The sequence below is a fragment of the Streptomyces sp. UH6 genome (genome assembly GCF_013421635.1).
Classification (GTDB): Bacteria; Actinomycetota; Actinomycetes; order Streptomycetales; family Streptomycetaceae; genus Streptomyces; species Streptomyces abyssomicinicus.
Genome location: NZ_JACADT010000064.1, coordinates 1 through 12,755 on the forward strand (window position 1 = coordinate 1; position 12,755 = coordinate 12,755).

The following is a 12,755-nucleotide window of genomic DNA, read 5'->3' on the forward strand; positions in this document are numbered from 1 at the left end:
CGGCGACGCGGCCGTGGCCGCGGCCGGACTGGCGGCCGAGGAGGGCGCCGACTCGCTCGCCGTGGAGGAGCACCACCTCACGGTGGCCCGCCACCGCGCCATCGGCTCGGTCGCCTCCCGGCTCCGGCTCACCGACCTCGGCACCGCCGTGGAGCAGATGCGGGTGGTCAAGGACGAGGAGGAGATCGCCTGCCTGCGCGCGGGCGCGGAGATCGCCGACCAGGCGCTGGGCGAGCTGCTGGAGTCCATCCTGGTGGGCCGCACCGAACGCCACCTCGCGCTGGAGCTGGAGCGCCGCCTGGTCGACCACGGCGCCGACGGCCCGGCGTTCCCCACCTCGGTGGCCACCGGTCCGCACTCCGGACGGCCAGGCCACCGGCCCACCGACCGCCGGGTGGAGGAGGGCGACTTCCTCTCCGTCTGCATGGGCGCCGCCTACCGGGGCTACCGGTGCGAGATCGGCCGTACCTTCGTCATCGGGACCACCCCCGCCGACTGGCAGATCGAGCTCTACGACGTGGTGTTCGCCGCCCAGCGGGCGGGCCGGGAGGCGCTCCTGCCGGGCACCGAGCACCGGCAGGTGGACCGGGCGGCGCGCCAGGTCCTCGCCTCCGCCGGCTACGGCAGCGCCCTTCCCGCGCGCACCGGACACGGTGTGGGACTGGAAATCGCGGAGGACCCGCAGTTGGCCCCCGCGGCCATGGGTAAACTGGACGCTTGCGTGCCGGTCACCGTCGAGCCGGGGGTTCACCTCCCCGGTCGGGGCGGGGTCCGGATCGATGACACGCTCGTCGTGCGCCCCGAGGCGGACGGCGGACCCGAGCTACTCACCATCACGACCAAGGAGCTGCTCGCGCTGTAGCCTCCGGGCCGCGGCGCTCCTGCCCCGGGGTCGTCCACGTCAGTCCAGGAGATTCCGCAACCGTGGCTTCCACGAACGACCTCAAGAACGGCATGGTGCTCAAGCTCGAAGGCGGCCAGCTCTGGTCCGTCGTCGAGTTCCAGCACGTCAAGCCCGGCAAGGGCCCGGCCTTCGTGCGCACCAAGCTCAAGAACGTGCTCTCCGGCAAGGTCGTCGACAAGACCTTCAACGCCGGCGTCAAGGTCGAGACGGCCACCGTTGACAAGCGCGACATGCAGTTCTCGTACATGGACGGCGAGTACTTCGTGTTCATGGACATGGACACCTACGACCAGCTCATGGTCGACCGCAAGGCCGTCGGCGACGCCGCCAACTTCCTGATCGAGGGCTTCACCGCCGTCGTCGCCCAGCACGAGGGCGAGGTGCTCTTCGTCGAGCTGCCGGCCGCCGTCGAGCTGGTCGTCCAGGAGACCGAGCCGGGCGTCCAGGGCGACCGCTCCACCGGTGGCACCAAGCCGGCCACCCTGGAGACGGGTCACCAGATCCAGGTTCCGCTCTTCATCACCACCGGTGAGAAGATCAAGGTCGACACCCGCACCAGCGACTACCTCGGCCGGGTGAACAGCTAACCGTGGCTGCCCGCAATACGGCTCGCAAGCGGGCCTTCCAGATCCTCTTCGAGGCCGACCAGCGCGGCGCCGACGTGCTGTCCGTCCTCGCCGACTGGGTCCGGCACTCCCGGAACGACACCCGGCAGCCGCCGGTGAGCGAGTACACGATGCAGCTGGTCGAGGGGTACGCGGACCACGTCCGCCGGATCGACGAGCTCATCGCCCAGTACGCGGTGGACTGGACGCTGGACCGGATGCCGGTCGTCGACCGCAACATCCTGCGGCTCGGCGCCTTCGAGCTGATCTGGATGGACGAGACCCCCGACGCGGTGGTGCTCGACGAGGCGGTCCAGCTGGCCAAGGAGTTCTCCACCGACGACTCGCCCGCGTTCGTCAACGGACTGCTGGGCCGGCTGAAGGACCTCAAGCCGTCGCTGCGACGGGAAGAGGCCTGAGCCGCGCGCCCACCACGACGCCGCATTGCCGAAGGGCCCCAGCATCATGCTGGGGCCCTTCGGCATTTTCGTTTCTGCACGCGCGTGCCGCGCCGGGTTCCGCCCGGCCCGTGGTGACGGGGAGGCCCTCAGCTCTCCTCGTGGGCGACCGCGCGGCGCGCGTCCGCGTCCAGCACGCCCCAGCTGATCAGCTGCTCGGTCAGCACCGAGGGGGACTGGTCGTAGATCACGGCCAGGGTGCGCAGGTCGTCCTGGCGGATCGACAGCACCTTGCCGTTGTAGTCACCGCGCTGGGACTGGATCGTCGCCGCATAGCGCTGCAGCGGACCGGCCTTCTCCACCGGCACGTGCTGGAGGCGCTCGAGGTCGAGGACCAGCTTCGGCGGGGGCTCCGCGGCGCCGCCCGGCGTGGTGCCGGGGAGCAGCTCCTGGACGGGGACACCGTAGAAGTCCGCCAGCTCGGCCAGCCGCTGCACGGTCACGGCGCGGTCCCCGCGCTCGTAGGAACCGACCACGACGGCCTTCCAGCGGCCCTGGGACTTCTCCTCCACGCCATGGAGGGACAGACCCTGCTGGGTGCGGATGGCCCGGAGCTTGGCCCCGAGCTGCTTTGCGTATTCGCTGGACATAAAGCTCCCGGACAGTCGGCGGCACGTGCGGTCAGCGGTGCTTTCGCGGGGCGTGCCGCACGGTTGGTAACTCACTGTAAGGTTACGCAGCGTTACTCTGCCCCGTCAAGCGGAATGGTCCGGACCGACGGTTCGATGATCGGTTCGCCAGGTTGCTCCGAAAGGGTGAGTCTGCGGGTGAATCCGCGGAGGGGCGGGGGGTGAGCTGGGGTGTTTGCGGGCCTGTTAGGGTAGAGGGCGTAAACACGACGTCCTTTAAAGTCCGTCCCGTGAGGCGGAGAAGGGGGTCCTTTTCGTATGGACACGAACAGCTCCGCGTCAGCGGCGCAGGGGGCCGACGCACGTGCCGTGCTCGAGGCCCAGGACATCGCGCGGGTTCTGACCCGCATCGCGCACGAGATCGTCGAACGCGCCAAGGGCGCCGAGGACGTCGTGCTGCTCGGCATCCCGACCCGGGGCGTCTACCTCGCCCGGCGGATCGCCGACAAGCTCGAGGAGATCACCGGGCGGAAGATCCCCGTCGGCTCCCTCGACATCACCATGTACCGCGACGACCTGCGGCTCCAGCCGCCGAGAGCGCTCGCCCGCACCGAGATCCCCGGTGACGGCGTCGACGGCCGCCTGGTCGTCCTCGTCGACGACGTGCTCTTCTCCGGCCGCTCGGTCCGCGCCGCGCTCGACGCGCTGAACGACATCGGCCGCCCGCGAGCGGTGCAGCTCGCGGTGCTCGTCGACCGCGGCCACCGCGAACTGCCGATCCGGGCCGACTACGTCGGCAAGAACCTCCCCACGTCGCTGCGGGAGACGGTCAAGGTCCAGCTCGCCGAGGAGGACGGTCGCGACACCGTGCTGCTCGGCACCAAGCCGGCCTCCCAGGGCTCACGGCAGTAGACCCGCCGGCGTACCCGCGCCACCGGGGTACGCGCACGCGTCCACGCCTGCCCGAAATCTCCCAGATGATCCTTCCCACGGAGCCTGCCCGATGAAGCGCCACCTCATCTCGGCCGCCGACCTGACCCGCGACGACGCCGTCCACATCCTCGACACCGCCGAGGAGATGGCACGGGTCGGCGACCGCACGGTCAAGAAGCTTCCCGCCCTGCGCGGCCGCACCGTCTGCAACCTCTTCTTCGAGGACTCGACCCGCACCCGGATCTCCTTCGAGGCCGCCGAGAAGCGGCTGTCGGCCGACGTCATCAACTTCGCCGCCAAGGGATCCAGCGTCTCCAAGGGCGAGTCCCTCAAGGACACCGCCCAGACCCTGGCCGCCATGGGCGTGGACGCGGTGGTCATCCGCCACAGCGCCTCCGGCGCCCCCTACCGCCTGGCCACCTCCGGCTGGATCGACGCCCCGGTGATCAACGCCGGCGACGGCACCCACCAGCACCCCACCCAGGCCCTGCTGGACGCCTTCACCATGCGCCGCCGCCTGATCGGCCCCGACGCCGGCCTCGGCCAGGACCTGGCCGGCAGGCACGTCACCCTCGTCGGCGACATCCTGCACAGCCGGGTGGCCCGCTCCAACGTCGACCTGCTGCACACCCTGGGCGCGCACGTCACCCTGGTCGCCCCGCCCACCCTGCTGCCGGTCGGCGTCGAGACCTGGCCCTGCGAGGTCTCCTACGACCTCGACTCCGCCCTCCCCAAGGCCGACGCGGTGATGATGCTCCGCGTCCAGCGGGAGCGGATGAACGCGGCCTTCTTCCCCACCGAGCGCGAGTACTCCCGCCGCTACGGCCTGGACGGCGAACGGATGGCGAAGATGCCCGACCACGCCATAGTGATGCACCCCGGCCCGATGGTCCGCGGCATGGAGATCACCGCGGAGGTCGCCGACTCCGAGCGCTGCACCGTCACCGAGCAGGTCGCCAACGGCGTCTTCACCCGGATGGCCGTCCTGTACCTGCTGCTCGGCGGCAACGCCAACGAGCCCACGCCCGGCCAGTAACACCCGCACCGAGGAAAGGCAGAATCCATGAGCAAGACCCTGATCCGCGGTGCGCGCGTGCTCGGCGGCGACCCGCAGGACGTGCTGATCGACGGCACGACCGTCGCCGCCGTCGGCACCGGCCTGGACACCGAGGGCGTCGACACGGTGGTCGAGGCGGAGGGCAAGGTCCTCCTCCCCGGCCTGGTCGACCTCCACACCCACCTGCGCGAGCCCGGCCGCGAGGACTCCGAGACGGTCCTCACCGGAACCCGCGCCGCCGCCAAGGGCGGCTACACCCAGGTGTTCGCCATGGCCAACACCTTCCCCGTCGCCGACACGGCCGGCGTGGTCGAGCAGGTCTACCGCCTCGGCCAGGAGCACGGCTACTGCGACGTGCAGCCCATCGGCGCCGTCACCGTCGGCCTGGAGGGCGAGAAGCTCGCCGAACTCGGCGCCATGCACGAGTCCGCGGCCGGCGTCACCGTCTTCTCCGACGACGGCAAGTGCGTCCACGACGCGGTGATCATGCGCCGCGCGCTGGAGTACGTGAAGGCCTTCGGCGGCGTCGTCGCCCAGCACGCCCAGGAGCCCCGGCTGACCGAGGGCGCCCAGATGAACGAGGGCGTCGTCTCCGCCGAGCTCGGTCTCGGCGGCTGGCCGGCGGTGGCCGAGGAGTCGGTCGTCGCCCGCGACGTCCTGCTCGCCGAGCACGTCGGCTCCCGCGTCCACATCTGCCACCTGTCCACGGCCGGCTCCGTCGAGATCGTCCGCTGGGCCAAATCCCGCGGCATCGACGTCACCGCCGAGGTCACCCCGCACCACCTGCTGCTCACCGACGAGATGGTGCGCAGCTACAACCCCGTCTACAAGGTCAACCCGCCGCTGCGCACCGAGCGCGACGTGATGGCCCTGCGCGAGGCGCTGGCCGACGGCACGATCGACATCGTCGCCACCGACCACGCCCCGCACCCGCACGAGGACAAGGACTGCGAGTGGGCCGCCGCCGCCATGGGCATGGTCGGCCTGGAGACCGCCCTGTCCGTGGTGCAGGAGACCATGGTGGAGACCGGCCTGCTGGACTGGGCAGGCGTCGCCGACCGGATGTCCGTCGCGCCCGCCCGGATCGGACGCGCCAAGGGCCACGGCCGGCCGGTGGCCGTCGGTGAGCCCGCCAACCTCGTCCTGGTCGACACCGCATACCGTGGAGACGTGGACCCCGCGGGCTTCGCCTCCCGCAGCCGCAACACCCCCTACGAGGGCCGCGAGCTGCCGGGCCGTGTCACCCACACGTGGCTGCGGGGCAAGGCCACCTACTCCGACGGGAAGCTCGCGTGACGTCCTCCAGCCCCCTCCTCCTCGTACACCTCGCCGCCGAGACCGAACGCAGGTCGGCCGAGGTCACCAACTGGCCGGGGCGCATCGCCGCGGTCATCGGCCTCGCCCTGTTCGTCGCGCTCGTCTACTGGCTGATGCGCGAAGGCTGGAAGTGGCGGAGCACCCTCCAGGGCGACCTCCCCGCGCTGCCCCAGGCCCCCGAGCCCGCGGGCGAGCCGGAACTCACCCTCACCGGCCGCTACCACGGCTCCACCACCGCCCACCAGTGGCTGGACCGCATCGTGGCCCGCGGCCTGGGCACCCGGAGCCGGGCCGAGCTCACCCTCACCGACGCCGGACTGGCCGTCGCCCGCCCGGGCGCGGACGACTTCTTCGTCCCGGCCGGCCGGCTGCGCGAGGCCCGGCTGGACAAGGGCATCGCCGGCAAGGTCCTCACCGAGGGCGGACTGCTGGTGGTGACCTGGGAGCACGGCGACCGGCTGATCGACTCCGGATTCCGCTCCGACCGATCGGCCGAACACCCCGAGTGGGTCGCCGCCCTCAACGACATGATCGAACAGCACAAGAAGCAGACGGAAGGCGCACGATGACGACCTCCACCAGGGGAGCCAAGGCTCCCGCAGTACTCGTCCTGGAGGACGGCCGGATCTTCCGCGGCCGCGCCTACGGGGCCGTGGGGGAGACCTTCGGCGAGGCCGTCTTCTCCACCGGCATGACCGGCTACCAGGAGACCCTCACCGACCCGTCCTACCACCGTCAGGTGGTCGTCATGACGGCGCCGCACGTCGGCAACACCGGCATGAACGAGGAGGACCGCGAGTCCCACCAGATCTGGGTGGCCGGCTACGTCGTCCGTGACCCCGCCCGGGTGCCGTCCAACTGGCGCTCCACCCGTACCCTCGACGACGAGCTCGCCGACCAGGGCGTCGTCGGCATCAGCGGCATCGACACCCGCGCCCTCACCCGCCACCTGCGTGAGCGCGGCGCGATGCGCGTCGGCATCTTCTCCGGCGAGGCCGTCGCCTCCGACGACGCCATGCTGGCCAAGGTGCGCGAGGCCGCCCCGATGAAGGGCGCCAGCCTCTACGAGGAGGTCGCCACCACCGAGGCGTACGTCGTCCCGGCGCAGGGGCCCGGCGGCGAAGCCCTGCCCATCGGCAGCGCGAAGTTCACCGTCGCCGCGATCGACCTCGGCATCAAGGGCATGACGCCCTACCGGATGGCCGAGCGCGGCATCGAGGTCCACGTCCTGCCCGCCACCGCCACTCTCGACGACATCTACGCGGTGAATCCGACCGGCGTGTTCTTCTCCAACGGCCCGGGTGACCCGGAGACCGCCGAGCACCCCGTCGAGCTGATGCGGGGCGTCCTGGAGCGCTCCACCCCTCTGTTCGGCATCTGCTTCGGCAACCAGATCCTCGGCCGCGCCCTCGGCTTCGGCACCTACAAGCTGAAGTACGGTCACCGCGGCATCAACCAGCCGGTCCAGGACCGTACCACCGGCAAGGTCGAGGTCACCGCCCACAACCACGGATTCGCCGTCGACGCCCCGCTCGACAAGGTCTCCGACACCCCCTACGGCCGCGCCGAGGTCTCGCACGTCTGCCTCAACGACGACGTCGTCGAAGGCCTGCGGCTCCTCGACCGGCCCGCGTTCAGCGTCCAGTACCACCCCGAAGCGGCAGCGGGTCCCCACGACGCCGCCTACCTGTTCGATCGCTTCGCCGCTTTGATGAACAACAGCCTCATGGAGGGCCAGCGTGCCTAAGCGCACCGATATCCAGTCCGTCCTGGTCATCGGCTCCGGCCCGATCGTCATCGGCCAGGCCGCGGAGTTCGACTACTCCGGCACCCAGGCATGCCGCGTCCTCAAGGCCGAGGGCCTGCGCGTCGTCCTGGTCAACTCGAACCCGGCGACGATCATGACCGACCCGGAGATCGCCGACGCCACCTACGTCGAGCCGATCACCCCCGAGTTCGTCGAGAAGATCATCGCCAAGGAGCGCCCCGACGCCCTCCTGCCCACCCTCGGCGGCCAGACCGCGCTCAACACCGCGATCTCCCTGCACGAGAACGGCGTCCTCGCGAAGTACGGCGTCGAGCTGATCGGCGCCAACGTGGAGGCCATCCACAAGGGCGAGGACCGCGAGCAGTTCAAGGTCGTCGTCGAAGAGGTCCGCAAGAAGATCGGCCACGGCGAGTCCGCCCGCTCGGTCATCTGCCACTCCATGGACGACGTCCTCGCCGGCGTCGAGACGCTCGGCGGCTACCCCGTCGTGGTCCGCCCCTCCTTCACCATGGGCGGCGCCGGCTCCGGCTTCGCGCACGACGAGGAGGAGCTGCGCCGCATCGCCGGCCAGGGCCTCACGCTCTCCCCGACCACCGAGGTGCTCCTGGAGGAGTCCATCCTCGGCTGGAAGGAGTACGAGCTGGAGCTGATGCGCGACAAGCACGACAACGTCGTGGTCGTCTGCTCCATCGAGAACTTCGACCCGATGGGCGTCCACACCGGCGACTCCATCACCGTCGCCCCGGCGATGACTCTCACCGACCGCGAGTACCAGATCCTGCGCGACATCGGCATCGCCGTGATCCGCGAGGTCGGCGTCGACACCGGCGGCTGCAACATCCAGTTCGCCGTCAACCCCGCCGACGGCCGGGTCATCGTCATCGAGATGAACCCCCGCGTCTCCCGCTCCTCCGCGCTCGCCTCCAAGGCCACCGGCTTCCCGATCGCCAAGATCGCCGCCAAGCTGGCCGTCGGCTACACGCTGGACGAGATCCCCAACGACATCACCGAGCAGACCCCGGCCTCCTTCGAGCCGACGCTCGACTACGTCGTGGTCAAGGCGCCCCGCTTCGCCTTCGAGAAGTTCCCCTCCGCCGACTCCACCCTCACCACCACCATGAAGTCGGTGGGCGAGGCCATGGCCATGGGCCGCAACTTCACCGAGGCCCTGCAGAAGGCCCTGCGCTCCCTGGAGAAGAAGGGCAGCCAGTTCACCTTCACCGGTGAGCCGGGCGACAAGGACGAGCTGCTGCGCGAGGCCGTCCGTCCCACCGACGGCCGCATCAACACCGTGATGCAGGCCATCCGGGCCGGCGCCACCCAGGAGGAGGTCTTCGAGTCCACGAAGATCGACCCCTGGTTCGTCGACCAGCTCTTCCTGATCAAGGAGATCGCCGACGAGCTGGCCGCCGCCTCCGAACTCACCCCCGATCTGCTCGCCGAGGCCAAGCGCCACGGCTTCTCCGACCAGCAGATCGCCGAGATCCGCGGCCTGCGCGAGGACGTCGTCCGCCAGGTCCGGCACGCCCTCGGCGTCCGCCCGGTCTACAAGACGGTCGACACCTGCGCCGCCGAGTTCGCCGCGAAGACCCCGTACTTCTACTCCTCCTACGACGAGGAGAGCGAGGTCGCCCCGCGCGAGCGCGCCGCCGTGATCATCCTGGGCTCCGGCCCGAACCGCATCGGCCAGGGCATCGAGTTCGACTACTCCTGCGTCCACGCCTCCTTCGCGCTCAGCGACGCCGGCTACGAGACCGTGATGGTCAACTGCAACCCGGAGACCGTCTCCACCGACTACGACACCTCCGACCGGCTCTACTTCGAGCCGCTCACCCTGGAGGACGTCCTGGAGATCGTCCACGCCGAGCAGCAGGCGGGCCCCGTCGCCGGTGTGATCGTCCAGCTCGGCGGCCAGACCCCGCTGGGCCTGTCCCAGGCCCTCAAGGACAACGGCGTGCCCGTGGTCGGCACCTCCCCGGAGGCGATCCACGCCGCCGAGGACCGCGGCGCCTTCGGCCGCGTGCTCGCCGAGGCCGGCCTGCCCGCCCCCAAGCACGGCACCGCCACCACCTTCGCCGAGGCCAAGAAGATCGCCGACGAGATCGGCTACCCCGTCCTCGTCCGCCCGTCCTACGTGCTCGGCGGCCGCGGCATGGAGATCGTCTACGAGGAGTCCCGCCTCGAGGCCTACATCTCCGAGTCCACCGAGATCTCCCCGGACCGCCCGGTCCTGGTCGACCGCTTCCTCGACGACGCGGTGGAGATCGACGTCGACGCCCTCTACGACGGCACCGAGCTCTACCTCGGCGGCGTCATGGAGCACATCGAGGAGGCCGGCATCCACTCCGGCGACTCGGCGTGCGCCCTGCCGCCGATCACTCTCGGCGGCTACGACATCAAGCGGCTGCGCGCCTCCACCGAGGCCATCGCCAAGGGCGTCGGCGTCCGCGGCCTGATCAACATCCAGTTCGCGCTCGCGGGCGACATCCTCTACGTCCTCGAGGCCAACCCGCGCGCCTCGCGCACCGTGCCCTTCACCTCGAAGGCCACCGCGGTGCCGCTGGCCAAGGCCGCCGCCCGCATCTCGCTCGGCGCCACCGTCGCCGAGCTGCGCGCCGAGGGCCTGCTGCCGAGGACCGGCGACGGCGGCGACCTGCCGCTGGACGCGCCGATCTCCGTCAAGGAGGCCGTGATGCCGTGGTCGCGCTTCCGCGACGTGCACGGCCGCGGCGTGGACACCGTCCTCGGCCCGGAGATGCGCTCCACCGGCGAGGTCATGGGCATCGACTCGGTCTTCGGCACCGCCTACGCCAAGTCGCAGGCCGGCGCCTACGGCCCGCTGCCCACCAAGGGCCGCGCGTTCATCTCGGTCGCCAACCGGGACAAGCGCTCGATGATCTTCCCGGCCCGCGAGCTGGCCGGCGCCGGCTTCGAGCTGCTCGCCACCTCCGGCACCGCCGAGGTGCTGCGCCGCAACGGCATCCCCGCCACCGTGGTGCGCAAGCAGTCCGAGGGCGAGGGCCCCGACGGCGAGAAGACGATCGTCCAGCTGATCCACGACGGCCAGGTCGACCTCATCGTCAACACGCCGTTCGGCACCGGCGGCCGCCTCGACGGCTACGACATCCGCACCGCCTCCGTGGCCCGCGGCGTCCCCTGCCTCACCACCGTCCAGGCGCTCGCCGCCGCGGTGCAGGGCATCGACGCCCTCACCAAGGGCGACGTCGGAGTCCGATCCCTCCAGGAACACGCGGAACAGCTGACCGCGTCGCGCGGACAGTGACCGACGAGGGGGACACCGGAAACGGTGTCCCCCTCTTCACGAGGAGCCTCCAGATGTACTCGCTTTTCTTCCGCCTCGTCTTCCGCCGCATGGACCCCGAGCGCGCCCACCACCTCGCCTTCCGCTGGATCCGGCTCGCGGCCCGCGTCCCCGTGCTGCGCACCTTCCTCGCCGCCTGGCTCGCCCCCCGGCACACCGAGCTGCGCACCGAGGCGTTCGGCCTGCGGATGCACGGGCCGTTCGGTCTGGCCGCGGGCTTCGACAAGAACGCCGTCGCCATCGACGGCATGGCCATGCTCGGCTTCGACCACGTCGAGATCGGCACCGTCACCGGAGAGGCCCAGCCCGGCAATCCGAAGAAGCGCCTCTTCCGGCTGGTGGCCGACCGCGCGCTGATCAACCGGATGGGCTTCAACAACGACGGCTCCGCCGCCGTCGCCGCCCGCCTCGCCGCCCGCCGGCCGGTCTTCAAGCCGGTCGTCGGCGTCAACATCGGCAAGACCAAGGTCGTCCCCGAGGAGGAGGCCGCCGCCGACTACGTGAAGTCCGCCGAGCGGCTCGCCCGCCACGCCGACTACCTGGTCGTCAACGTCTCCTCGCCCAACACCCCCGGGCTGCGCAACCTCCAGGCCACCGAGGCGCTGCGCCCGCTGCTCACCGCCGTGCGCGAGGCCGCCGACCGCACGGTGCCCGAGCGCCGGGTCCCGCTGCTGGTGAAGATCGCCCCCGACCTCGCGGACGAGGACGTGGACGCCGTCGCCGACCTCGCCGTCGAGCTCGGCCTGGACGGCATCATCGCCACCAACACCACCATCGCCCGCGCCGGACTGGGCCTGAGGTCCTCGCCCGCCGTGGTGCAGGAGACCGGCGGCCTCTCCGGCGCCCCGCTCAAGGAACGCTCCCTGGAGGTGCTGCGCCGCCTCTACGCCCGCGTCGGCGACCGGATCACCCTGGTCGGCGTCGGCGGCGTCGAGACGGCGGAGGACGCCTGGCAGCGCATCCTGGCCGGCGCCACGCTGGTGCAGGGCTACAGCGCCTTCATCTACGAGGGCCCGCTGTGGGCCCGCGCGATCCACCAGGGCCTGGCCCGGCGCCTGCGCCAGAGCCCGTACGCCACCCTCGCCGACGCGGTCGGCGCGGCGGTGAAGGCCGACGAGGACAAGGAGAAGGCCGTATGACCCCCACCGCCCCCACCGAGCCCTTCGGCGCACGGCTGCGCCGCGCCATGGACGAGCGCGGCCCGCTCTGCGTCGGCATCGACCCGCACGCCTCCCTGCTCGGCTCCTGGGGCCTGGCCGACGACGTCGCCGGGCTGGAGCGCTTCAGCCGCACCGTGGTCGAGGCGCTGGCCGACCGGGTCGCCGTCCTCAAGCCGCAGATCGCCTTCTTCGAGCGCTTCGGCTCCCGCGGCCTCGCGGTGCTCGAGAAGTCCGTCGAGGAGGCCCGCGCGGCAGGCGCCCTGGTGGTCATGGACGCCAAGCGCGGCGACATCGGCTCCACCATGGCCGCCTACGCCGAGTCGTTCCTGCGCAAGGACGCCCCGCTGTTCTCGGACGCCCTCACGGTCTCCCCGTACCTCGGCTACGGCTCGCTGAAGCCGGCCGTGGACCTGGCCCGGGAGAACGGCGCCGGGCTGTTCGTCCTGGCGCTCACCTCCAACCCCGAGGGCGGCGAGGTCCAGCACGCCGTGCGCGCCGACGGCCGCCGGGTCGGCGCCACCATGCTGGCGCACCTCGCCGAGGAGAACGCGGGGGAGGAACCGCTCGGCTCCTTCGGCGCGGTGGTCGGCGCCACGCTCGGCGACCTGTCCTCCTACGACCTGGACGTCAACGGCCCGCTGCTGGCCCCGGGCATCGGCGCC

The 12,755-nt window shown here is 71.3% G+C and carries 12 protein-coding genes; 11 read left to right on the forward strand and 1 reads right to left on the reverse strand.

The window, feature by feature from the left end; genetic code table 11:
• The 3 genes from HW445_RS06715 to nusB all read left to right on the forward strand — a co-directional run.
• The coding region (locus tag HW445_RS06715; RefSeq protein WP_180220104.1) for an aminopeptidase P family protein at positions 1 to 862 on the forward strand (862 nt) is incomplete at its 5' end.
• A gap of 62 nt (positions 863 to 924) precedes the next feature.
• Positions 925 to 1,491, forward strand: a complete 567-nt coding sequence (gene efp / locus HW445_RS06720) for an elongation factor P (RefSeq protein ID WP_151774879.1) — start codon at positions 925 to 927, stop codon at positions 1,489 to 1,491.
• Between the two features lie 2 nt (positions 1,492 to 1,493).
• Positions 1,494 to 1,928, forward strand: a complete 435-nt coding sequence (nusB, locus tag HW445_RS06725) for a transcription antitermination factor NusB (protein ID WP_151774880.1) — start codon at positions 1,494 to 1,496, stop codon at positions 1,926 to 1,928.
• Positions 1,929 to 2,056: 128 nt separating this feature from the next.
• Here the strand turns inward: nusB and bldD are convergent, their stop codons facing one another.
• The gene (bldD, locus tag HW445_RS06730) at positions 2,057 to 2,557 is read right to left on the reverse strand and encodes a transcriptional regulator BldD (RefSeq protein ID WP_108957078.1); all 501 of its coding nucleotides are present in this window, start codon (positions 2,555 to 2,557) and stop codon (positions 2,057 to 2,059) included.
• Positions 2,558 to 2,854: 297 nt separating this feature from the next.
• Here bldD and pyrR point away from each other — a divergent pair, with 297 nt between their 5' ends.
• The 8 genes from pyrR to pyrF form a co-directional block, all read left to right on the forward strand.
• Complete coding sequence (gene pyrR, locus HW445_RS06735) at positions 2,855 to 3,448, forward strand: bifunctional pyr operon transcriptional regulator/uracil phosphoribosyltransferase PyrR (protein WP_180220105.1); 594 nt, start codon at positions 2,855 to 2,857, stop codon at positions 3,446 to 3,448.
• A 91-nt stretch (positions 3,449 to 3,539) separates the two neighbouring features.
• Entirely contained in the window at positions 3,540 to 4,505 is a 966-nt protein-coding gene (locus tag HW445_RS06740) for an aspartate carbamoyltransferase catalytic subunit (RefSeq protein WP_180220106.1), read from the forward strand.
• A gap of 27 nt (positions 4,506 to 4,532) precedes the next feature.
• Positions 4,533 to 5,822 carry a dihydroorotase gene (locus HW445_RS06745; protein WP_180220107.1) on the forward strand — a complete coding sequence of 430 codons (1,290 nt, stop codon included), beginning with the start codon at positions 4,533 to 4,535 and terminating at the stop codon, positions 5,820 to 5,822.
• Positions 5,819 to 6,412, forward strand: a complete 594-nt coding sequence (locus HW445_RS06750; protein ID WP_180220108.1) for a hypothetical protein — start codon at positions 5,819 to 5,821, stop codon at positions 6,410 to 6,412. Before HW445_RS06745 ends, HW445_RS06750 begins: the two co-directional genes overlap by 4 nt.
• Entirely contained in the window at positions 6,409 to 7,590 is a 1,182-nt protein-coding gene (carA, locus tag HW445_RS06755) for a glutamine-hydrolyzing carbamoyl-phosphate synthase small subunit (protein WP_180220109.1), read from the forward strand. The genes HW445_RS06750 and carA overlap by 4 nt, the downstream gene beginning before the upstream one ends.
• Positions 7,583 to 10,894, forward strand: coding sequence for a carbamoyl-phosphate synthase large subunit (gene carB, locus HW445_RS06760; RefSeq protein WP_180220110.1), 3,312 nt, complete (start codon positions 7,583 to 7,585; stop codon positions 10,892 to 10,894). The genes carA and carB overlap by 8 nt, the downstream gene beginning before the upstream one ends.
• Positions 10,895 to 10,947: 53 nt before the next feature.
• Positions 10,948 to 12,072, forward strand: a complete 1,125-nt coding sequence (locus HW445_RS06765; RefSeq protein WP_180220111.1) for a quinone-dependent dihydroorotate dehydrogenase — start codon at positions 10,948 to 10,950, stop codon at positions 12,070 to 12,072.
• A partial coding sequence (gene pyrF, locus HW445_RS06770; RefSeq protein ID WP_180220112.1) for an orotidine-5'-phosphate decarboxylase occupies positions 12,069 to 12,755 on the forward strand: 687 nt, incomplete at its 3' end. The genes HW445_RS06765 and pyrF, both read left to right, overlap by 4 nt.